This is a genomic window from Flavobacterium soyangense, from assembly GCF_015277675.1.
Lineage (GTDB): Bacteria > Bacteroidota > Bacteroidia > Flavobacteriales > Flavobacteriaceae > Flavobacterium > Flavobacterium soyangense.
This window is the reverse complement of record NZ_JADHEC010000003.1, coordinates 151,242-174,315: the sequence shown is the minus strand read 5'-3', so window position 1 is coordinate 174,315 and position 23,074 is coordinate 151,242. Positions and strand designations below refer to the sequence as shown.

Here is a 23,074-nt window from a genome sequence, read left to right as displayed (position 1 = left end):
AGCTGTAGCTGCCGTTCCACCAGAAGGTGACCATGTATAAGTATAACCTGCTGTTCCGCCAGAAGGAGAAACTGAAGCAGAACCATTTGTTCCGCCATTACAAGATACATTCGTTTGCGAACCTGTTGCCGTGCTGATGGCTGATGGCTGTGTAATAGTAAAATTACGAGTTGCCGTACATCCATTAGCATCGGTTACTGTTACTGTATAACTTCCTGCAGCTAGACCACTAGCTGTAGCTGCCGTTCCACCAGAAGGTGACCATGTATAAGTATAACCACCAGCTCCTCCAGTTGGAGTATTAATAGACGCTGCGCCGTTTGAACCTCCAAAACAAGATACATTGGTTTGCGCCGCAGCAGTTGCAACAATTGCAGGTGGTTGTGTGATTGTAAAACTTTGAGATGCTGTACAAGCGTTAGCATCCGTCACAGTACACGTCCAAGTTCCAGCTGTTAAGCCTGTAACAGAAGCCGTTCCGTCACCTGTTGGGTTTCCTGGTGTCCAGTTGTATGTGTATCCAGGAGTTCCTCCAGTTGGAGTATTAACTGAAGCAGCACCATTTGAGCCGCCATTACAAGAAATATTGGTTTGTGATGCAGCTGTTAAAGAAATAGCTGTTGGCTGTGTAACTGTAATTCCTGATACAGTTCCCGTATATCCGTTTGTGTCAGTAATTACAACCGAATAGGTTCCAGCCACAAGTCCTGTTCTGTCTTCAGTTAAAATACCTCCACCCCAATTAAATGTGTATGGTGCAGTTCCCCCTGTAGGCGTTAAATTTATAGCTCCGTTAGTACCTCCATTGCAAGCTACATTGGTTACCACAGCAGTTCCTGCTACTGCCGCCTGTGTTGTAAATGCTTGATTAGCCCCATAACTAGTTCCAGTACTATTAATTGCATAAGCTCTAAAATTGTAGCTTGTGGATGAAGAAAGCCCAGTTACACTTTCTGTAAACGTACCGGTTCCATTACCTTTGATAATCTTGGTATTGGCTGTTGTAGGATTGGCAGAAGTTCCATATACAAATCCACGTTCGGTTACTGTTGCTCCACCATCAGCATTTATTTCTCCACTGAGTGTGGCTCCCTCTGGAGTGATATTCAAAACTGTTGAAGTGGTAACAGTCGGTGTACAATCAATTCCACTTCCTGTTGTAGCTACATTAACGGAGGTTGCGCCCCCACCGCCGATTGCTATATTCCCATAAAAAGTTTGAACTGCTGTTGGTGTAAACTTCACATAAATTGGCTGTGAATAGCTTCCTCCTGGTTGCACAAGACTTAGCGTGCTGGTATAAGTACCTCCTGCGGTTGTACTATACGTATATCCAGCTAAAGCCGCAACTGTTATGTTAGCTGTTGTTAAATCTGTTCCTGAAATAGTGAATGAATTAGGAGCAGAAGTGTTGTTTGAACAAACGTTCCCAAAACCAGTAAGTGAATTGGCTGACAAAGCAGGAGAAGTTGAAAGTACGGAATTATTAGAAACTAACGAATATACATTCATTTTATAATATCCCAATCTTGTAGTATTTGTGCCTGTCAACGACGTCCTTTTCAAACCAGTATGACCAGAGCCAAAAACCGGATCATAATCTAAAACATAAATAAAACTATTACTTGGATCAACAAAAACATCATTATATCCTGTTTTTTGTTCATTTATTACTAATGTTGCACTGCCGCCACTACCTAACGAAACTGCTTTTTTGTATACATAGCCTTCATTGGTAGTAGATTTATTCTCCGTCCAATATGCAGTTCCATTAACTACGTTAAGCCCTTTTATATAATTAGCGGTTGAATACAAAACAGTAAGGCCAGTCCCATCCGTATTACATTGAATGACATTATATTTAAAATCAGAACAGTAACTGTAAACAAAATATAATTTACCGTTATCATATTCAATATCTCCAATATCGCATAAACCTGATATATCAAAAGATACAGCAGCTTTGCTACTACCATCAAGATTTGAAACCTGAATACCTGAATAACCAGAATAATATAACTTATTACCTCCAACAGCAACACCTGTCAAACCGTTCGCATCTACATTAGCTATAGTACTAACTCCAGTACCATCTAGATTGCAATAACTGACATTAATATAATCAGTATTAGACCAATAGATCTTGCCGTTTGTTTCATCAATAGCAATGTCATACCCTTTATAAGAATCACTACCAGATAGTAGCGAATTGGGTTCTGTTACAATACCAGTGGTTCTGTTGATATCTGCAAAATTTAATTGTTGGTCAATATTATCATTCACTAGGTACATCTTGGTTCCATCAAAATCACTGCCAAGAAGTACTGGCAGACTTGCTGATGTTGTATTTGAGCTATAACTAGTAGCTCCTCCTGTACTACTAATAGCATGAAAAGTTCCATTGTAATTTAAACCATTAGTACCGTCCCAAGCCCTAAAATTAAAAGTTGGAGTTCCAACTCCAGTTGGGACAAATCTAATTTTTGTTTTATTTTGATAAGCAGTAGAGCTGGCATCGGCCAATAAGTGAAGAGCATTAGAAGTACTTACTGATCCAAAATTAGTCCAACTACCCGATCCTACTTTGTATTGCCATACTCCATTTGTAGCAGTCTGGTTGTAAATCGCAATCCCTCTAGGAACTGCAGTTTGAAAAGTAGTTCCACGATCATCTGCATCGGTAATTAAATGCGCAGTTGGCTCGTTCATATCTACCAATTCATTGATATAAAAACCTTCATTATTAGTATCTGTTGACTTGATAGAACTCAAAGTATTGGTTAAAGAAGTATTTAAAACCGGCGCAACATTAGCTTGAACCACCATATAATAGTCCTCAACCTCTTCGGCTGTTCCGCAAGCTGTTGCTGTATCAGTTCCAACCTTTAACACAAAACGAATTCTTATATTTCCAGGTATAGCGGCTAATTCAGGAAATATATTACCTCCGGTAGTACTACTGGAATTAGCAGGTACACTTACATTATAATTAAGGAAAATCTCTAAAAGGTCATCAAAATCCCCGTCATTGTTCCAATCGGCATACCCTTTCAAATTGACTTGTTTAGCACTACCACTTGTATTACTAATTGAATGATAGAATGAAGAAGAATTATGATATTGATTTAAATTACCTGATGACGAGCCTAATGTTGCTGTGTAACCACTATTCCCATTAGCTATATATGATTGAGAAGGGGTACCGAAGTTAAACTGGAGAGCAGTAATATAAACACCTGAATTAGAAATGTTTGGGGTACAGTAAGTTTGTGCCTTAACCTGCATAGAAAGTAAGCCAAAAAAGAAAATTAGAATAGAGGAAAGTATTCTATTTGCAAAAAAAATTGCTTTGGATTTCAACAAAATCCTGAATTGATTTTTAAAAAAATGGACGTTTGAGTAGATTTGTTTCATAATATTTTTTGGGATTTAATAGACAATTAAAAAATCATTTCATTCCAAATATTTATCAAAAACAGGCTTTTTTTAAGATAATCAATCTTAAAGCATCCTGAAAAGATATTTCTTCAGCAAAAAATGGCTTCTGTTTATTTTCGGATTATATAAATATAAATAATTTATAAAGTAATTGTTATTCTCATAAGCTTTCGTTTTTGATTTGTGGTTATATTGTTTTCTTGTTAAAAAAATCAAACCAAACTTACAAAAAAATATATAATTTCAAAATAAATTTTTCAAAATCGTTGAAAAAGTGTAGCTTAACTTACAGATGCAGTTTTTGTTTGCATATCCAATGACTAAAAAAACAAAGACAAACCTCTTCTATAACAAAAAAATAATTATATGCTTTTTAAATGATAAACATTTAAAAAACACCTACTAAATTCAATTTTATCCTATTTTGGATGTCGTAGTATTTCATTAAAAATCCACACTTCTAATTTTAGTTAAAATTTCCAACTTAGAGTCTTTAAAACAGAATTTTGTTTTTTATTAAAAAATTAAAATCCACTAGTTATATTATCAATTATTACTGTTTTATTCCGTTTATTACATTTTTTTAATTGAAAACCATTCATTTAACCTGAATTAGATATAAATTTATAAATTATTTAATTCACAAAAACGATTAATAAAACATACTAAAATGACAAATAAAGTCAATTTAAAAGGGTACAAAACAACTATCGTAACTCCAAAACAAGAGATAAGTAGTTGTAAAAAAGCGTTGGGTATCGTATATAAGTAAATAATAAAATTGGCGATTTTATTTCTTTTTTTAAATTTGCTCCCATTGTTCTAAAAAATAAAAAGACATTTAATAAAAATAGTTAAAAATGAGTACTACATTATTCGACAAAGTATGGGATTCGCACGTGGTGCGTCAAATTGAAGATGGACCAGACGTGTTTTTTATTGACCGTCATTTCATTCACGAGGTTACAAGTCCTGTTGCTTTTTTAGGTTTGAAAGAAAGAGGAATTTCGGTTTTATATCCAGAACGCACTTTTGCTACTGCCGATCATAATACACCAACAATTAACCAACATTTACCTGTTGAAGACGCATTATCTGCCAATCAATTAAAGGCTTTGGAAGAAAACTCCAATGAATACGGCATTAGCCACTGGGGTTTAGGAAATATAAAAAACGGAATTGTTCACGTGGTAGGTCCTGAAAATGGAATTACTTTGCCGGGCGCCACCATTGTTTGTGGGGATTCACACACTTCTACTCACGGTGCTTTTGGGGCCATTGCTTTCGGAATTGGAACTTCTGAGGTGGAAATGGTGCTTTCTACACAATGTATTATGCAACCAAAACCTAAAAAAATGCGCATCAATGTAACCGGAAATCTTCAACTTGGAGTTACACCAAAAGACGTTGCGCTTTATATTATTTCAAAATTATCAACATCAGGCGCTACAGGTTATTTTGTGGAATATGCCGGTGAGGTTTTCGAAAATATGACAATGGAAGGTCGAATGACCGTATGTAATTTAACTATCGAAATGGGTGCACGTGGCGGAATGATTGCTCCTGACCAAACTACTTTCGATTATTTAGAAGGTCGTTTATTCGCTCCAAAAGGTGAAGCTTGGGATAAAGCAGTGGCTTATTGGAAAACTTTGAAAACTGATGCTGACGCTACTTTCGATGAAGAAATCACTTTTTCAGCTTCGGATATTGAGCCAATGATTACTTATGGAACCAATCCAGGAATGGGATTAGGAATTTCTAAAAGTATTCCAAATTCTAAAGATGTTGGCGAAGGCGAAGAAACGTATGTAAAATCTTTGGCTTATATGGGTTACCACCAAGGAGAAGCGATGATTGGAAAACCAATTGATTACGTTTTCTTGGGAAGTTGTACCAATGGTAGAATTGAAGATTTCAGAGCTTTTGCATCGATTGTAAAAGGAAGACAAAAAGCAGCAAATGTTACAGCTTGGCTAGTTCCTGGCTCACACGTTGTTGAAGCGCAAATCAAAGAAGAAGGAATTCTTGACATTTTGACTGAGGCTGGTTTTGTATTGCGTCAGCCGGGATGTTCAGCTTGTTTAGCGATGAATGACGACAAAGTTCCTGCCGGAAAATATGCAGTAAGCACATCAAACAGAAATTTTGAAGGTCGCCAAGGTCCAGGTGCAAGAACATTATTGGCAAGTCCGTTTATGGCTGCTGCCGCTGCTGTTACAGGAGTTTTGACAGATCCAAGAGAGCTTATTTAAAAGATTTCAGAATGTAGATTAATGATTTTGATTTGCTTCGCCTGTTCGCTTTGCTCGAGTCAGATTTCACTCAATCTACATATATATAAACATAATTTTACAAAATACATTTTACAAATTCTTTAGCGATTACGATTTAATTTCCCTCACGAAAAATCAAAAATCAAAAATCGTTAATCACAAATCACAAATCAAATGGCTTACGATAAATTTAATATACTTACAAGTAGCGCAGTTCCGCTTTCTATCGAAAATGTAGATACGGATCAAATTATTCCTGCTCGTTTTTTGAAAGCGACAGAACGAGTTGGTTTTGGCGACAACCTTTTCCGTGACTGGAGATACAATAACGATGGTTCTCCAAAAACTGATTTTGTTTTAAACAATCCAACGTATAGCGGAAAAATCCTTGTTGGCGGAAAGAACTTTGGCTCCGGTTCTTCAAGAGAACATGCAGCTTGGGCAATTTACGATTATGGTTTTAGAGCTGTAGTTTCTAGTTTTTTTGCAGATATTTTTAGAAATAACTGTTTGAATATTGGTGTTTTGCCGGTTCAGGTAAGTGCTGAATTTGCCGATAAAATTTTCAAAGCAATTGAAGCTGATCCAAAAACCGAATTGGAAATCAACCTTCCTGAACAAACTATTACGCTTAAAGCAACCGGCGAAAAAGAATCATTTGACATCAGTGGCTATAAAAAAGATAATATGGTTAATGGTTTTGACGATATTGATTATTTGCAAAACATCAAAAAGGAGATTGTAGAATTTGCTGATAAATTGCCTTATTAAAAAATACACCTGTACACCTGACAGGTTTTGAAAACCTGTCAGGTGTAGTAATAAAACCAAATTATGATTCTGGAAGTCGCCATCCTTTTCGTAAAAAAAGGAGAAGAAAAACAATTTGAAAACGACTTTAAAATTGCAAGCCAATATATAAGTTCAATTAAAGGGTATTCGGGACATAGTTTACGAAAGTGTATCGAACAGGAAAATAAATACATTTTACTGGTTGATTGGGAAAAATTAGAAGACCACACCATTAGTTTTAGACAATCCGAACACTATTTAGAATGGAAAAAATTGCTCCATCATTATTATGATCCGTTTCCAATAGTGGAACATTTTGAAATGATTTTGGAAAATAAAAAATAAATAAAGCTTCATAAAAGATTGCTTTAGCAACAAATTTAAAATGGAAAAAAGAAAAATTGAAATAATGGATACGACGCTTCGCGATGGTGAACAAACCTCGGGCGTGTCATTTTCTGCTGCAGAAAAATTAACCATTGCACAATTGTTGCTGGAAGAATTAAATATTGACAGAATCGAAATTGCCTCAGCTAGAGTAAGTAAAGGCGAATTTCTTGGTGTTAAAGGCATAATGGCTTGGGCTGAAGAAAAGGAATATTGCCACCGAATCGAAGTATTGACATTTGTAGACGGTGGACTTTCAATAGACTGGATGAAAAAAGCTGGTGCAAAAGTTCAAAATTTATTGACTAAAGGTTCAATGAATCATTTGACACATCAATTAAAAAAAACGCCAGAACAACATTTTGCCGAAATTGCCGAAATTATTGCTTTGGCTAAAAAAAACAACATCGAAACCAATATTTATTTGGAAGACTGGAGCAATGGAATGCGCAATTCTCCAGAATATGTGTTTCAATTCTTGGACTTTTTGACTACTCAACCGGTCAAAAGAATATTGTTGCCGGACACTTTAGGCGTTCTAATTCCTTCACAAACTTTTGAATACATTTCGGAAATTAGGGCTAAATATCCAAATATTCATTTTGATTATCACGCACATAATGATTATGATTTAAGTGTCGCCAATGCATTGGAAGCAGTAAAAGCAGGTATCAACGGCTTGCACGTTACTGTAAACGGAATGGGAGAGCGTGCAGGAAACGCTCCAATTGAAAGCGTTGTTGCTGTGATAAATGATTTCCTTCCGGAAGTAAAAATCAATGTTAAGGAATCTTCTTTATACTCCGTAAGTAAACTAGTCGAGACTTTTACAGGTTATAGAATTCCAGCCAACAAACCTATTGTAGGCGACAATGTATTTACGCAAACTGCAGGAATCCACGCAGATGGAGACAACAAAAATAATTTATATTTCAATGATTTACTTCCAGAGCGTTTTGGCAGAAAAAGAAAATATGCTTTGGGAAAAACATCCGGAAAAGCCAATATTGAAAAAAATCTTCAGGAATTGGGGCTACAGCTCAATCAAGAAGATTTAAAATTAGTTACACAACGCATCATTGAATTAGGAGACAAAAAAGAAACCGTTACCAAAGAAGATTTACCTTATATCATTTCTGACGTTTTAGACAGTCATACTTATGAAGATAAAATTGTCATCGAATCTTATGTTTTGGTTCACTCTAAAGGAATGAGGCCATCAACAACGCTTTGTTTGAAAATTGACGGTGAAATAATCGAAGAAAATGCTCAAGGTGACGGGCAGTTTGATGCGTTTATGAATGCTTTGACAAAAATATACAAAAGCAAAAAAATGACGTTGCCTAAACTGATTGATTATGCCGTTCGAATTCCTCCAGGAAGTAGTTCAGATGCCCTTTGTGAAACAATAATCACTTGGACAAATGGCAAAAAAGAATTCAAAACCAGAGGATTAGATTCAGATCAAACTGTTGCAGCAATCAAAGCAACGCAAAAAATGTTGAATGTAACAGCATCCTAAACCAAAAATAAATTAAAAATTCAATAATAAAGTAATACGTATGAAATTTAATATTGCCCTTTTAGCAGGAGATGGAATTGGTCCCGAAGTAATCAGTCAAGCCGTAAAAGTTTCTGATGCCATTGCCAAAAAATTCAATCACGAAATCACTTGGACACCAGCATTAACGGGTGCTTGTGCCATTGATGCTGTTGGAGTTCCTTACCCTGACGAAACCCACGAAATTTGTATGAAAGCCGATGCAGTTTTGTTTGGAGCCATCGGACATCCAAAATATGATAATGACCCAAAAGCGACTGTAAGACCAGAACAAGGATTATTGCTAATGCGTAAAAAATTAGGTTTGTTTGCCAATGTGCGTCCAACATTTACTTTCCCCTCTTTGATTGACAATTCTCCTTTAAAAAGAGAACGCATCGAAGGAACCGACTTAATCTTCTTGAGAGAACTCACCGGTGGAATTTATTTTGGTGAAAAAGGAAGAAAAGACGACGGAGAAACAGCTTTCGATACATGTACTTACACTAGAGTAGAAGTACAGCGCTTGGCAAAAAAAGGATTTGAATTAGCTATGACACGTAGCAAAAGATTGTGTTGTGTTGACAAAGCGAACGTATTGGAAACTTCCCGTTTATGGAGAGAAACTGTACAAGCAATGGAAAAAGAGTATCCTGAAGTAGAAGTTAGCTATGAATTTGTTGATGCGGTAGCAATGCGATTGGTACAATGGCCAAACTCTTATGACGTATTAATTACAGAAAATTTATTTGGCGATATTTTAACTGACGAAGCATCAGTAATTTCAGGTTCTATGGGATTAATGCCATCTGCATCTGTTGGTGAACACACTTCATTGTACGAACCAATTCACGGTTCTTACCCACAAGCTACAGGATTGGATATTGCAAATCCACTAGCGACAGTATTGTCTGCAGCGATGATGTTTGAAGATGCTTTCGGATTAAAAGATGAAGCCGAAGCTATAAGAGCAGTTGTCAACAAATCTTTAGAATTAGGAATTGTTACCGAAGATTTAGCCTCAAAAGGAGCAAAAGCTTATAAAACTAGCGAAGTTGGAGATTGGTTGGTGGCTAATTTGTAATCCAAAAATATCCAAACAAAAAAGGTGTCAATTTACATTGACACCTTTTTTTATGTATTAAAAGAAAATATTAATATCCTCCTCTGTTTCCACCACCACGGTTATCACCACCACGGCTGTTTCCACCACCATAACCTCCGCGTGAATCTCCACCACGGCTGTTGCTGTTAAAACTTCTTCTTTCGCCTTCTGGTTTTGGCTCAGACTTATTCACTACGATAGCACGACCTTGAACAGTCGCCCCATTTAACTCATCAATTGCTTTTTGAGCTTCTTCATCATTTGGCATTTCAACAAAACCGAATCCTTTACTTCTTCCAGTAAATTTATCAGTGATAATTTTTACAGAATCAACTGCACCGTAAGCCTCGAAAGACTCTCTTAAATCTGCTTCCTCAATACTGAATGGAAGGCTTCCAACAAAAATATTCATATGTACTTATTTAGTATAATTGGTACAAATGTAGTCTTATTTTTTTCTAATCTACTATGTATAAGCTAATTTATACTTAATGTTTTTGTGAAATATTCAGATTTAGGTTCCAAAAGCCCTGATTACAAGAGTTTTTTATAAATTTATACAAATTTTAAAAATAAGAAGCTATTTCACTGGAACTTTATAAAAGTGACCATACTGAAAATTTAATATTGGTCCAGCTAATGGATTATTAGCGACATTTACTGCATTAAATTTAAATGTCCCTGTAACAGTTTTGTTTACATCATCATATTTTTCTATAACTATCTCTCCATCCCTTTTATCAATTCCAGTCATAAAAGTGATTTTAATAGTACCATCATCTAAAACATAAGTTGCTGTGTTCAAATTGTTGATTCCTAAAATATAAGTTCCAGCATTTTTAGACGTAGTTTTTAAAATCAATTTTTCATTTCTAGTATATCCTTCGATACTTAAAGAACCATTTGCGGCTAGTATAGCTTTAGAATCAATTGCTCTCCAAAAAACATTGTCTTTTTGACCTTGAAAAGATGGACTGTTAAACTTTACATCATCTTGGCAAGAAACAAAAGCAAATAATACGAGTATATAAAGAAACTGTTTTTTCATTCGAAGTTAATATTTGTTTTTTAATGGAAAATGGAATTCGCTTATAGCAATCACTGTTTAGGCCGACTTTGGATTATGCTCATTTCATAATGTGTGATATTGACCTTCACAAAAGTATATTATTTTGCTTTAAAAATTGAAATCCAACTAAAAATTCACATCGAAAATCGACATAATACAGTGTAATTCATTAAAATACAAAACCAATTAGTATTTATCGATAAAAAATGTATCTTTGCAGCCTTAATTAATCGAGGTCGAGTACCTCAAAATTTAATCATAAGATTATGTCAGTAAAAATTAGATTACAAAGACACGGTAAAAAAGGAAAACCTTTTTACTGGGTTGTAGCAGCTGATGCTCGCTCAAAAAGAGACGGTAAATACCTAGAAAAAATAGGTACTTACAATCCAAACACAAATCCTGCAACTATCGATTTAGATCTTGATAGCGCTGTAAAATGGTTGCACAATGGTGCTCAACCTACTGAAACAGCTAAAGCAATTCTTTCTTACAAAGGCGCTTTATTGAAACATCACCTTGATGGCGGTATCCGTAAAGGAGCTTTAACCCAAGAACAAGCTGATGCTAAATTAGCGGAATGGCTAGAAGCAAAATCAGGAAAAGTAGATTCTAAAAAAGAAGGTTTAACAAAAGCGCAAGCTGATGCTAAATCAAAAGCTTTCAAAGCAGAACAAGCTGTTAATGCTAAACGTTTAGCTACTGCTGCACAAGCTGAAGCAGATGCAATTGCTGCCGCTACTCCTGCTGTTGAAGAAGAAGTTGCTGAAGTTGAAGCTGCTGCTGAAGTTGAAGAAACTCCCGCTACAGAAGAAAATAACGAAACAACCGAAGCATAATTTCCGAGCGACGATGCGTAAAGAAGATTGTTTCTATTTAGGTAAAATCGCAAAAAAATTTAGTTTCAAAGGGGAAGTTCTTGCCTATTTAGATACGGACGAACCTGAGTTATACGAAAACTTGGAATCAGTGTTTGTTGAATGCAACAAACACTTGGTTCCTTTTTTTATTGAAAATAGCTCACTACACAAAAACGACTTTCTTAGAATCCGTTTTGAAGACGTAAATACCGAAGAAGAAGCTGATGCCTTACTTGGTAACGATTTATACCTTCCAATGCAACTATTGCCAAAACTTACCGGCAATAAATTCTACTTTCACGAAGTAATAGGTTTTGAGGTCGAAGACAAACGTCTTGGCGTTGTTGGTAAAATCCAATCCATAAATGATTCAACAGCGCAACCACTATTCGAAGTTTTGAATGGTGAAGTTGAAATACTAATTCCAATGATTGACCATTTCTTGGTGAAAATTGACAGGGAAAACAAAAAGGTTATTATGGATTTACCTGAAGGCTTGATCGAAATGTATCTATAGAAAGTATTCAGTTTGCAGTCGCAGTGTTCCGTTTTTAAAAAAATCTAAAATGCTTCGCCAGTTCACTATCGCTCGGGTCAGCATTCGTTAATCTACAACCTGAAATCACTATGTCTAAATTCCAATTCAAACAATTCTCACTTGAACAAGACCGATGTGCAATGAAAATTGGAACTGATGGCGTTTTGCTTGGAGCTTGGACGCCAATTGAAAACAATCCTTTCAGTATTTTGGATATTGGAACCGGAACCGGAATCATTGCACTAATGCTAGCACAAAAAAGTTCAGCAAGCCAAATTGACGCTCTAGAAATTGATGAAAATGCTTATGAACAAGCTACTGATAATTTTGAAAATTCATCCTGGAATGACCGATTGTTTTGTTTTCACGCTGCTTTGGACGAATTTGTTGAAGACCCTGAAGATGAATATGATTTAATCGTTTCCAATCCACCTTTTTATACCGAAGGTTATAAATCAAATGATGAACAAAGGGATTTGGCACGCTTTCAAGACGCTATGCCTTTTGAAGAATTGATTGAAGCTGCCGCTTTATTACTTTCTGAAAACGGAATATTTTCCGTTATTATTCCTTTTAAAGAAGAAGAAAATTTCTTGGCTCTTGCCAAAGATTATGAATTATTTCCAATAAAAATTACTCACGTAAAAGGAACTCCAACTACCGAAACCAAACGAAGTTTATTGGCTTTTTGCCGTAACGAAACTCCAAATTTCTCTATTGATGAATTAATTATCGAAACTGCACGACATATTTACACTCCAGAATATATCGCCTTGACGAAGGATTTTTATTTGAAGATGTAATAACTCTTTTTTTGACAATTTGATTTTAATTAATAGATAATTTCTTAAATTTGAATGAAAATTGCACCTAGAAAATAGTTAACAAATAGCTTTAAAATCGTATGGAAAGAAAACCAATTAGTAAAAAGATAAGATTTGAGGTTTTTAAAAGAGATTTATTTACTTGTCAATATTGTGGGAAAAAAGCTCCAGATGTGGTTTTAAATATTGACCATATAAATCCAGTAAAAGAAGGTGGGGAAAATGAGATCTTTAATCTTTTAACAAGTTGTTTTGATTGCAATAGCGGCAAAAAAGCTAGAAAACTTGATGACAATTCAGTTTTAGCAAAACAGAGAAATCAGATTGAACTTGTAGAAGAAAGGAAACAACAAGTTTTGTTACTGATTGAATGGAAAAAATCTGTTTCTAATATTGAGGAAGATTTTATTGAAATCATTACTAATTACATAAACACAAAAGTTTATCCATTAACTCTTGATAACGGAAAAAAAATTATTACAGAATGGTTAAAAAAATACAACGTTGAAGATATTTTAGAAAATATAGATAAATCAGCAACTAAAAATTTACTTTACCATTCGGATGAAATATTCCAACAAAGTGCTCATAATTTTATATCAAAAGTTGGAGCATATTTGAGTGTTTCAAAAATGCAACCGATCCAACAAAAAATAAGATTTATTAATGGAATAGGACGAAATCGAATACAAACTTGGAATGAAAAAATTGCTCTTATAATCTTAAATAAATACTCAACAAGTTTGATGAGATATGGTTGGAGCGATCAAAAAATACTTGAAGTTTTAGAAAATGAAATTAATCCATTCACAATAGATTCTAAAAGATGGAATGATTGGAAAAGCCAAATGGAGGAATGGATAAATAACATTGACAATTGGGAAAAAGATGAAGAATTCAATTTAAGTCAATTGGATGATTTTTTTGTAAACCCAAAACAAACTTTAGAAAAAAAATTAGAAAACGACAGAGAAAAAGTAAATGAAAATTTATTGTTCCTTGAATATATTGGAAAAGGATTTCCTGATTTTAACATAGAAAATTTTAGAAAAAATCATACTGAGTTAATTATTTCTTTTTTAGAATTAATACAATCTGAATATGTAAAAAAGAAAAAAAATAGCTTAGAAAAAGATTATCTTTTTGAACATTATAGTTTTTCACCAATTTCTGGTGATTTCGATTATGATATGGATATTGATGATAAACTTTTAGAAGTTTTAAGTTCAAAAGCAATGTTTGTAATTATAGAAAATCTAGACATTTTTGACTATCCACAATTGAAATTAAATAAAAAAGAAACAGAAAAAATAATTGAAATTCAATTAGAATATTACAAAACCATCAGTTAGCATACTTCTAAATTCCTATACAAATTGATATAATTGGTGTTTTTTATGAACATCCAGAAAATAAAAATTAAAAAATCCATTTTAAGTTTAACTAATATAACTTTTCAACTTTGTTTTGTTATATTTCTTTATGTAGATTTGTGACATAAACTTTCGAATTATGAAACCAGACTTATTTCAAGCTCCAGATTACTACAACCTTGACGAATTATTGACTGACGAACATAAACTAGTACGTGATTCAGCGCGAGAATGGGTAAAACGTGAGGTTTCACCTATCATTGAAGACTTCGCTCAAAGAGCAGAATTCCCTAAACAAATCATAAAAGGTTTGGCTGATATTGGGGCATTTGGTCCATATATTCCTGAAGAATATGGTGGCGCAGGTTTGGATCATATTTCTTATGGTTTGATTATGCAAGAAATCGAAAGAGGAGATTCCGGTGTTCGTTCAACAGCTTCGGTTCAATCCTCTTTGGTAATGTATCCAATTTGGAAATACGGGAACGAAGAACAACGGAGGAAATATTTGCCAAAATTAGCTTCGGGAGAATTTATGGGTTGTTTTGGCTTGACCGAACCTAATTACGGCTCTGATCCCGGAAGTATGATTACCAATTTCAAGGACATGGGCGACCATTATTTATTGAATGGTGCCAAAATGTGGATTTCAAATGCGCCTTTTGCTGATATTGCAATAGTCTGGGCAAAAAACGAAGAAGGAAGAATTCACGGATTGATTGTAGAGCGCGGAATGCCCGGTTTTACAACACCGGAAACTCATAATAAATGGTCGCTTCGCGCATCGTCAACTGGCGAATTGATTTTTGATAATGTGAAAGTGCCAAAAGAAAATTTATTGCCGAACAAATCAGGACTTGGAGCTCCGCTTGGATGCTTGGATTCTGCTCGTTTTGGTATTGCCTGGGGAGCTATTGGAGCCGCAATGGACTGCTATGACACTGCTTTGCGTTATGCTAAAGAAAGAATCCAATTTGACAAACCCATTGCCGGAACTCAATTACAACAAAAAAAATTGGCCGAAATGATTACCGAAATTACCAAAGCACAATTGCTGACTTGGCGATTAGGGGTTTTAAGAAATGAAGGAAAAGCCACAACAGCCCAAATCTCAATGGCAAAAAGAAATAATGTGGATATGGCGATTCATATTGCCCGTGAAGCCCGACAAATGCTTGGCGGGATGGGAATTACCGGCGAGTATTCGATTATGCGTCATATGATGAATTTAGAATCTGTAATTACTTATGAAGGAACACACGACATTCATTTACTGATTACAGGAATGGACATAACAGGAATTCCTGCATTCAAATAACGATAAAATTATTATAAAAACAAGAAGGCTTTTCATTTCTGAAAAGCCTTCTTGTTTATGAATTTGCATTAGCTATATCATTGGCGCCAAAGCTATTTCTAATCCTTCCAAATCTTTAGTTATTGGAATTTGGCAGCCCAATCGACTATTGGGTTTTACATGTTGTAATCTTGAAAGTGTTGCAGCTTCCAATTCTTTTCTTTCAGGAACTTTTACATCATTTTCGATGTAACACTGACAAGTTGAGCACATTGCTACTCCACCACAAACTCCAACGGTTCCTTCGGGTTCGAATTCATAAGCACGAATGACTTGCATTAAATTCAAGCCCATGTCTGTTGGAACTTCTACCTCAAAACTATTGTCTCTTCTATCTGTTATTCTTAATGTAATATTCATAATATAGGCTTAGAAATGGGAAATTTAATATTTGAAAAATAAAAATTCAGCACGATTTTTCATCAGAAGATTACTTCACAGCAATTATTATATTGAAATTTAGCGGATTTCCTTCGCAACTAAAGCCACTCAAAAAATTAACTATTCTATATTGACAACAGTTTCGATTTGTGGGGCATGCCTTTTAATGGTAGTTTCAACTCCGGCTTTTAGAGTCATTTGGTTTACGCTACAATTGGAGCAAGCCCCTACGAGACGAACAGTCGCATGCTTCCCATCTTCGATTGAAATGAGTTGAATATCGCCTCCATCAGAATTTAAAAAAGGTCGAATTTCTTCGAGCGCTATTAGTACATTGTTTGTTAATTCTTCTGTTGTCATTTCTTTTCTGTTTTCTTCGCTGTTACGAGTTTTGGGATTATTTTTTAACCGATGAACAACCGGCCATTGTTGTAATTTTAATGGCTTCGGTAGCTGGTAAATTTTTGTTTCTGTAGACAACTTCCTGAACTACATTTCTGGTGATGTTTTCAAAAACAGTTTCAATTACAGAACCAGTTTGCAAAGCTGCCGGACGACCAAAATCACCTGCTTCACGAATGGATTGCACTATTGGCACTTCGCCAAGGAATGGAACTTGTAAATCTTCGGCTAGGTTTTTTGCCCCTTCTTTTCCAAAGATATAATATTTATTATCAGGTAATTCCTCAGGTGTGAAATACGCCATATTTTCAATAATTCCGAGAACGGGAATATTTATTGCTTCGGACATGAACATAGAAACTCCTTTTCTGGTGTCAGAAAGTGCCACCGCTTGTGGGGTACTTACTATAACTGCACCAGTAATAGGCAACGATTGCATTATAGAAAGATGAATATCTCCTGTTCCTGGAGGTAAATCCACTAACAAAAAGTCTAATTCACCCCAGTCAGCGTCGAAAATCATTTGGTTTAAAGCTTTTCCAGCCATTGGCCCACGCCAAATAACGGCTTGACTTGGAGATGTGAAAAACCCAATAGAAAGTATTTTTACATCATAGCTTTCTATGGGTTTCATTTTTGATTTGCCCTCTATTTCTACGGAAAGAGGTTTTGCGCTTTCGACATCAAACATCATTGGCATTGATGGCCCGTAAATATCGGCATCGAGAATTCCTACTGAAAATCCCATTTTGGCTAACGATACAGCCAAGTTAGCAGTGATAGTTGATTTTCCAACTCCTCCTTTTCCGGAAGCTACGGCTATAATATTTTTTATTCCTGGAATAGATTTTTCAGTAACTTCGCTTTTTTCTGGTGCTTCAACTTTGACGTTGATTTTGATTTTAGCATCTGGCGAAACCAGTTCGAGAATAGTTTTTTTAATATCATCTTCAGCTCGTTTTCTTATGTGCAATGCCGGTACGTGTAATACTAAATCTATAACTACTTCATCACCAAAAGTCAATACGTTTGCTATTGCTCCGCTTTCTACCATATTTTTACCTTCACCTGCAACAGTGATGGTTTCTAAAGCTTTAAGGATTTCTTTTCTATCTAATTTCATATTCTGTGTGTGGTTTTCAACTGATGATTTTCAATTGAAATATTATATTTATTTAAACTGATTCCATTATAAATTATTGAATGCAAAGATACTGTGAAAAGTTTTTATTATAAAGGTTCTAGTGGGGATTTATTGCAATTGGCATTCAATTAGTTTAGCGATTATTTGTCATTATTTACAACGTTAAAAACAAATTTCAGGTTCCCAAAAATGTTTTTTAAAATCCACAATTTGATTATCTACCACTTTAATCCCTTCGTTTTCGAGTAATTGTTGCATCAAATTTGTTCCGTCAAAATGATGTTTTCCCGTCAATAATCCTTTTCTGTTTACGACACGATGTGCAGGAACCTCATCCATATTATGACAAGCATTCATAGCCCAACCCACCATTCTAGCAGAACGAGCGGCTCCTAACGCTTTTGCAATGGCACCAAACGAAGTAACTTTTCCGTAAGGAATTTGTTTTACGATGACATAAACCTTGCTAAAAAAATTGTCTGTTTGCTCGGTCATCGTTAATACCAATAATATTTTATGATATTCCACAATGTAACGGTAGAAACCAAACCTGTAATGCTTCCAATGATGGTATTCATGTTTTTCATAATATAATCCGCTTTACCTTCAATCTTATTAAAGAAGGAAATATATAAATAAAACACTAAAAAAGAACCTATTATAACGCCATTAATGAAGATAAAAATAGAAGTTGCATCGAACAAAAACAGCTTGAAAGAAGCCAATGTAATGCTGATAAAAACATAATAAGGGATAGGAAAAAAGTTGAGTGCCGAAAGCAACACTCCTAGAAAAAATCGTTTTGTTTTACTTTTGTTATTGAGCTTTTTTGATTTGTTTTTCGGCTTTTTGGCTAACCATAAAAAATAGATGGTTAAAGTTGCAAAAATACCAAACCCAATTTCACGCATTAAAGTCACTAGATCTGGTCGTCGATTTATAATTTTAGCAAATAATATTGCAAATAAAACTTGGAAACAGATTATAATTACCGCCCCAAAAATGAACCATAATGCATTCCGTTTTCCTTCCTTATGATTCACTTTTGCAGCTGTCATATTGATTAATCCTGGCGGAATAATCCCGATAAAAGCACTGATAAAACCAAAAAATAACGGTATTATAAAATTCATTTGTAATAGTTAAACGTTAAAAAACCAAATAATTTTTCTAAAAAAATTGTTATTCCTTAATTTTAAATCGAATATACGTAATTGCTTTGCTAATTTCCAAATATTGTTTTTCGTAAAACGTCTGAAAAGCAGTAACTTCCTCAGGGCTTCCTTCATTTACGTAGACATTATGATTGGCATATAAAACCTCGTGACCTTCGCCATGCAATAATCCCAGCGTGTAGCCGTGCATAAATTCGCTGTCGGTTTTCAGGTTAACTACTCCGTCTTTCTTTAGAATTTTTTTATACAATTGCAGAAATTCAGAGTTGGTCATCCTGTGTTTGGTGCGTTTGTATTTAATTTGCGGATCGGGAAAAGTAATCCAAATTTCACTAACCTCGTTTTCGGCAAAAATATGATTGATTAATTCAATTTGGGTACGGATGAAAGCTACATTATGCAAACCAGTTTCAACAGCAGTTTTTGCACCTCGCCAAAAACGTGCACCTTTTATGTCAATTCCAATAAAATTTTTGTTCGGATACTTTTCGGCTAGACCAACAGAATATTCGCCTTTACCACAGCCTAATTCAAGCACTAATGGATTATCATTTTTGAAGAAATCAGCATTCCATTTGCCTCTGAGCGGAAACAAATCTCCTACTACTTCTTCCCTTGTTGGCTGAAAAACATTGTTGAATGTTTCGTTTTCCTTGAATCTCTTTAACTTGTTTTTACTTCCCACGCTTTTTTAAATATTTTTACTTCGTACAATTCGACCTAAAGGTCTCGGGTGGCAAAATTAATCAAATATATAAGACCGAATGCTGTAGTGGAATAAAATTAAAAATTTGTTGAGATTATATTGAAATATTTTTTTGACCGTAATTCACTTTTTAGGAAGAAAATATTTTTTTATCTTTATATAAATATAATGATGTCATGAAAAAATTCATTTTATCTATTGTAGTTCTTTTTTTGGGCTTTTTCCTCGTTTCTGCCCAACATAATAAAAATGAAAATCAAACGGCGAAAAAAACCTCTCTTACAAAAGTTTTACTTAAACTCAATGGTGACAAAGCCACAACGCATATCAACGATGCCATTATTTCTGGTTTTTTTAAGAAATATCCCGATTTAAAAATTTATCAATCCGATGTTACTATTTTATACAAAACCCGAAAATACAAACCTATTTGGCATGAAAACAAAGACCTTATTGAGTTTGCCCATTTATTATACTTAAAAGTAAATCAATTGGAGGAAGAAGGTGTTGAGTCTGATTTAGCTAACAAAGATGAAATTAACGAGATTTTTAATAGTGAGTTTCCCAAGAGTCTTTCCCAAACCGATACGGAACTAATGTTATCCTCCATGTATCTCTTTTATGCAAAAAAAGTATATTATGGAATTGACACTAAAAAAATTCAGGAAATAGGATGGTTTATACCACGGAAAAATCTTTCTTATGGTAATCTTTTAAATTCGTTATTAGCAAATCCTGAATTATTAAATAAAAATGAAAATCAACTCTTTAGACAATATTATAAACTGCGGGATGTTTTAAAAAAATACCGACAAATAGAAAAAAACGGAGATTGGAAATTCATCACATCAGATTCTTTGGAAAGAGAATTCAGGCCCAAAGACAGTTCAAAAACAATTGGCCAAATTAGACATCGCCTTGCAGTTGCAGGAGATTTAAAACAAGATTCCAAAAGCAACATATATGATGAGGAATTGATGGCCGGTGTGTTGAATTATAAAAAAAGAAACGGCTTTAAACCGGATTATATAATTGCCTCCAAACATATTCAAAATATGAATGTTCCCGTTGAGCAATACATCAAAACCATCAAGTTAAACATGGAGCGGTGCCGATGGATTGACCCAGAGTTGACAAAAGCCAATGAATACATCATTATAAATATTCCATCCTATAAACTCCTCTTTAAAAGAAATGGAAAAACCGAATTAGAATCGAAATTGTTTGTGGGGAAAAATATGACCGAAACAGTAGTTTTTAGCAGTAATATGGCCCAAATAATATTTAGCCCTTATTGGTATGTGCCAAAAAGTATTATTGATTATGAATTAAAATACGAGATCGAGCGAGAAAAAAATTATTTGGCTACCCATAATATGGAATGGAACAATGGAAAAGTCAGACAAAAACCTGGCGTAAATAATACATTGGGGCTGGTTAAATTTGTATTCCCAAATTCTAATGACATTTATTTGCATGATACGCCATCCAAAAATTTATTCAAATACGAATATCGAGCTTTTAGCCACGGTTGCATCAATATTGATAAAGCCAAAGAACTGGCCGAGGCGATTTTAAAAAACGACCCTGATTGGCCTATTGAACGCATTAACGAGGCGATGAATGGCAAAAAAGAAACGATCTGTAACTTGAAAAAGAAAATCCCAATTCACATTGGATATTTCACAGCTTGGGTAAACGATTCTGGGGAAATTAATTTTTTTACTGATATCTATTCAAGAGATGACTGTTTAGCCGAACTCTTGTTTTCGGATGATTTCAAATAACATAATTGTTTGGCAGGTCTTTTGCTCACTCTAAAATCAGAATTTTTTGACAGCAATCCCATAGAATCTTTTTGCGCTTGAAAAAATCAAAAAACATCAAGATTTTAATGGTCTTTTAGCCCTCGATACAATTTTAGATTCGATTTTTGCAACGCAATCATCCAGATTTTCTTCTATTTCCTTGCTCCAAAAACGCATTACTGTCCAGCCATGTTCCGTAAGATAATTATTGACTTCAATGTCTCGTTGCTTATTCCGTTCTATTTTCTTTTGCCAAAATTCCGTATTAGTCTTTACGCGGTTTCTTTGGGTTTCCCAATCTTTGCCATGAAAAAATTCACTGTCGACAAATAGGGCAATTTTGAGTTTTTTGAAAGTAAGGTCTGGTGTGCCAAAAACTTTTTTGTTGTTTTTTCGATACCGATAACCCAGATGCCATAATGCTTTTGCCAGACGGACTTCGCCCTTTGTGTTCGTGCTGCGAATGGCACGCATGATTTTGGAACGTTGTTGTGGAGTGATACGATCCATGGCACAAAAATTATTTTCTAATCGTATTTGCAAATTTAGTTTAATTTTCTGTTGAAATTTTGTTGTTCTATCATTTAAGAATTGATTACAGGATAAACAGTTTCGAAATAGTTTTCAAAAGCCTCACAAAGTAATTTTTTGTCAAGTTCAAATAATTCTTTTCTTATATCCCAACCTTTAATATACTTTTTATCTCTTTTACAGATTTTTTCTCCATAAAGTTTTTTGGTTAAAATATTGCTTAATAAAACATTGTCGCACGAATGATACTTTGGAAAATACTTTTCAATGAAAACCCAATAATTAAATTTGTCTTCATCTTCTTTTTCTATATTGATTTTATCTTCGGACTCTCTAATTACTTCAAATTCTAGTCGCTCTATGGCTTCTCCAATTCCTTTATAAAAAGCAACGCTCTCTGCATTAGCTTCAAAAGTATATTCCTTTACGTTTATGCTTCTTTCAAAATCGGCAAAAAGTTCGTTTTTATGAAATTTTTTTACTTGTTCTTTTCCAAAGATTATTCTAGCTTGATAACTCATTGTTTAAAAATATTTTGATGATGATATTCTAAATATTCTTTTGAAGGGAGAAATTTATCTGGCAAAATAATTTGATGATTTTCATAATTTAAAAAGAAATCGGTTACGACATTTTCCTTTTTATATTCATTTAAGTATTTGGAAACCTTAATTTTATAATCGGCAGTAATCGTCAAAAAACCTTTGTCAAACGCCTTATCGTGAATTGAATTTAGACACAGCCCATTATGAGAATTTAATCTAATTTTTTCATCTTTCGCCCAAGGCACAATATGACTTGCAATCAAAAAATCTGGAATTGACAAACCAGTAATACAGCATTTTAAATTATATGACGAAAGAATTGTTGAACGGAAGAAACTTTGATTAACTCTCGCTTTAATTATTGTCTCCCTTTCTCTTCCTATTGGTAAATTATCAATATTTATATGTGTGATTTTCTCTATTGGCTCATTAGCAAAAACAGAAATCAAGACTTCGCTTTCGTATGCGATATTTTCCCAGCTATTATTGAATTCATTCCATACAATTTTATCCAATTTGCTAGAATTAGACAACCCCACAATTCCTTTCCTTTTTAATTCTGGATCAAAAACTTCCGAAATTTCCAATTTTTATTTTTACTGAATTTGGACTTCTATTGATTATTTTCGCAATGCGAATAATGTCTGGATGATTTGAAGAAACTTTATTAAACGGAATTTTGCAATATAGATTTAGCACAACAATTGTTTGTTCTTTTGTCCAATTTTCTCTAGTCATAAAATATCGTTTTTTATTATATTTTCTTGTAATTTACAGAAAAAATTTGGTTGCTTTTTAATGTGTCTAAATAAAAATGTTTAAA

At 34.3% G+C, this 23,074-nt stretch carries 24 protein-coding genes; 11 read left to right on the top strand and 13 right to left on the bottom strand.

All coding sequences use genetic code 11. The features are described 5' to 3' along the window. The coding region (locus IR213_RS02680) for a beta strand repeat-containing protein (protein WP_228479071.1) at window positions 1-3,414 on the bottom strand (3,414 nt) is incomplete at its 3' end. Window positions 3,415-4,298: 884 nt separating this feature from the next. Between IR213_RS02680 and leuC the strand changes: the two genes are divergently transcribed. The 5 genes from leuC (at window position 4,299) to leuB (ending at window position 9,517) form a co-directional block, all read left to right on the top strand. Continuing rightward, window positions 4,299-5,693, top strand: coding sequence for a 3-isopropylmalate dehydratase large subunit (leuC, locus tag IR213_RS02675; RefSeq protein ID WP_194310763.1), 1,395 nt, complete (start codon window positions 4,299-4,301; stop codon window positions 5,691-5,693). Window positions 5,694-5,888: 195 nt separating this feature from the next. Then, complete coding sequence (gene leuD, locus IR213_RS02670) at window positions 5,889-6,485, top strand: 3-isopropylmalate dehydratase small subunit (protein ID WP_194310762.1); 597 nt, start codon at window positions 5,889-5,891, stop codon at window positions 6,483-6,485. A 63-nt stretch (window positions 6,486-6,548) separates the two neighbouring features. Beyond that, complete coding sequence (locus IR213_RS02665; RefSeq protein WP_194310761.1) at window positions 6,549-6,851, top strand: antibiotic biosynthesis monooxygenase family protein; 303 nt, start codon at window positions 6,549-6,551, stop codon at window positions 6,849-6,851. 40 nt (window positions 6,852-6,891) lie between these two features. Beyond that, window positions 6,892-8,415, top strand: a complete 1,524-nt coding sequence (locus tag IR213_RS02660) for an alpha-isopropylmalate synthase regulatory domain-containing protein (protein WP_194310760.1) — start codon at window positions 6,892-6,894, stop codon at window positions 8,413-8,415. 40 nt (window positions 8,416-8,455) lie between these two features. Then, entirely contained in the window at window positions 8,456-9,517 is a 1,062-nt protein-coding gene (gene leuB, locus IR213_RS02655) for a 3-isopropylmalate dehydrogenase (protein ID WP_194310759.1), read from the top strand. Between the two features lie 70 nt (window positions 9,518-9,587). Here leuB and IR213_RS02650 read toward each other — a convergent pair whose 3' ends face one another. Then, on the bottom strand, window positions 9,588-9,950 hold the full coding sequence (locus tag IR213_RS02650) for an RNA recognition motif domain-containing protein (RefSeq protein ID WP_194310758.1): 363 nt from the start codon (window positions 9,948-9,950) through the stop codon (window positions 9,588-9,590). Between the two features lie 168 nt (window positions 9,951-10,118). Then, a complete protein-coding gene (locus IR213_RS02645) occupies window positions 10,119-10,586 on the bottom strand; it encodes a DUF6252 family protein (RefSeq protein WP_194310757.1) in 468 nt (155 codons plus the stop codon). 287 nt (window positions 10,587-10,873) lie between these two features. Between IR213_RS02645 and IR213_RS02640 the strand changes: the two genes are divergently transcribed. From IR213_RS02640 to IR213_RS02620, 5 genes are all read left to right on the top strand, one after another. Next, window positions 10,874-11,446 carry a 30S ribosomal protein S16 gene (locus IR213_RS02640; RefSeq protein WP_194310756.1) on the top strand — a complete coding sequence of 191 codons (573 nt, stop codon included), beginning with the start codon at window positions 10,874-10,876 and terminating at the stop codon, window positions 11,444-11,446. 13 nt (window positions 11,447-11,459) lie between these two features. Beyond that, the gene (rimM, locus tag IR213_RS02635; RefSeq protein WP_194310755.1) at window positions 11,460-11,984 is read left to right on the top strand and encodes a ribosome maturation factor RimM; all 525 of its coding nucleotides are present in this window, start codon (window positions 11,460-11,462) and stop codon (window positions 11,982-11,984) included. Window positions 11,985-12,094: 110 nt separating this feature from the next. Next, window positions 12,095-12,808 (top strand): tRNA1(Val) (adenine(37)-N6)-methyltransferase, encoded by a 714-nt coding sequence (locus IR213_RS02630; protein WP_194310754.1) that lies wholly within the window; start codon window positions 12,095-12,097, stop codon window positions 12,806-12,808. 101 nt (window positions 12,809-12,909) lie between these two features. Then, window positions 12,910-14,181: an HNH endonuclease gene (locus IR213_RS02625; RefSeq protein WP_194310753.1), complete on the top strand. Its 1,272-nt coding sequence runs from the start codon at window positions 12,910-12,912 to the stop codon at window positions 14,179-14,181. 160 nt (window positions 14,182-14,341) lie between these two features. Beyond that, the gene (locus IR213_RS02620) at window positions 14,342-15,520 is read left to right on the top strand and encodes an acyl-CoA dehydrogenase family protein (protein ID WP_194310752.1); all 1,179 of its coding nucleotides are present in this window, start codon (window positions 14,342-14,344) and stop codon (window positions 15,518-15,520) included. Between the two features lie 72 nt (window positions 15,521-15,592). Here the strand turns inward: IR213_RS02620 and IR213_RS02615 are convergent, their stop codons facing one another. The 6 genes from IR213_RS02615 to trmB all read right to left on the bottom strand — a co-directional run bounded on the left by IR213_RS02615 (window position 15,593) and on the right by trmB (window position 19,346). Then, the gene (locus IR213_RS02615; protein WP_228479070.1) at window positions 15,593-15,919 is read right to left on the bottom strand and encodes a 2Fe-2S iron-sulfur cluster-binding family protein; all 327 of its coding nucleotides are present in this window, start codon (window positions 15,917-15,919) and stop codon (window positions 15,593-15,595) included. A 141-nt stretch (window positions 15,920-16,060) separates the two neighbouring features. Continuing rightward, window positions 16,061-16,300 carry a NifU family protein gene (locus IR213_RS02610; RefSeq protein ID WP_194310751.1) on the bottom strand — a complete coding sequence of 80 codons (240 nt, stop codon included), beginning with the start codon at window positions 16,298-16,300 and terminating at the stop codon, window positions 16,061-16,063. Between the two features lie 37 nt (window positions 16,301-16,337). Then, entirely contained in the window at window positions 16,338-17,465 is a 1,128-nt protein-coding gene (locus IR213_RS02605; protein WP_194310750.1) for an Mrp/NBP35 family ATP-binding protein, read from the bottom strand. Between the two features lie 183 nt (window positions 17,466-17,648). Continuing rightward, window positions 17,649-17,981, bottom strand: a complete 333-nt coding sequence (locus IR213_RS02600) for an MGMT family protein (RefSeq protein ID WP_194310749.1) — start codon at window positions 17,979-17,981, stop codon at window positions 17,649-17,651. Between the two features lie 2 nt (window positions 17,982-17,983). Further along, window positions 17,984-18,619 carry a LysE family transporter gene (locus IR213_RS02595; protein WP_194310748.1) on the bottom strand — a complete coding sequence of 212 codons (636 nt, stop codon included), beginning with the start codon at window positions 18,617-18,619 and terminating at the stop codon, window positions 17,984-17,986. 49 nt (window positions 18,620-18,668) lie between these two features. Next, window positions 18,669-19,346: a tRNA (guanosine(46)-N7)-methyltransferase TrmB gene (gene trmB / locus IR213_RS02590; RefSeq protein WP_194310747.1), complete on the bottom strand. Its 678-nt coding sequence runs from the start codon at window positions 19,344-19,346 to the stop codon at window positions 18,669-18,671. Window positions 19,347-19,543: 197 nt separating this feature from the next. On the opposite strand from trmB, the gene IR213_RS02585 reads away from it, so the two are divergent. After that, window positions 19,544-21,154 (top strand): L,D-transpeptidase family protein, encoded by a 1,611-nt coding sequence (locus IR213_RS02585; RefSeq protein ID WP_194310746.1) that lies wholly within the window; start codon window positions 19,544-19,546, stop codon window positions 21,152-21,154. Between the two features lie 96 nt (window positions 21,155-21,250). Here IR213_RS02585 and IR213_RS02580 read toward each other — a convergent pair whose 3' ends face one another. From IR213_RS02580 to IR213_RS16215, 4 genes are read right to left on the bottom strand one after another with little or no spacing between them, the layout of a single operon-like run. Then, a complete protein-coding gene (locus tag IR213_RS02580; protein WP_228479069.1) occupies window positions 21,251-21,718 on the bottom strand; it encodes a very short patch repair endonuclease in 468 nt (155 codons plus the stop codon). A 41-nt stretch (window positions 21,719-21,759) separates the two neighbouring features. Further along, window positions 21,760-22,227, bottom strand: a complete 468-nt coding sequence (locus tag IR213_RS02575; protein WP_194310745.1) for a hypothetical protein — start codon at window positions 22,225-22,227, stop codon at window positions 21,760-21,762. Beyond that, complete coding sequence (locus IR213_RS02570; protein WP_228479068.1) at window positions 22,224-22,838, bottom strand: HNH endonuclease; 615 nt, start codon at window positions 22,836-22,838, stop codon at window positions 22,224-22,226. Before IR213_RS02570 ends, IR213_RS02575 begins: the two co-directional genes overlap by 4 nt. Then, on the bottom strand, window positions 22,816-22,989 hold the full coding sequence (locus IR213_RS16215; protein ID WP_228479067.1) for a hypothetical protein: 174 nt from the start codon (window positions 22,987-22,989) through the stop codon (window positions 22,816-22,818). Before IR213_RS16215 ends, IR213_RS02570 begins: the two co-directional genes overlap by 23 nt. Between the last annotated feature and the right edge of the window lie 85 nt (window positions 22,990-23,074).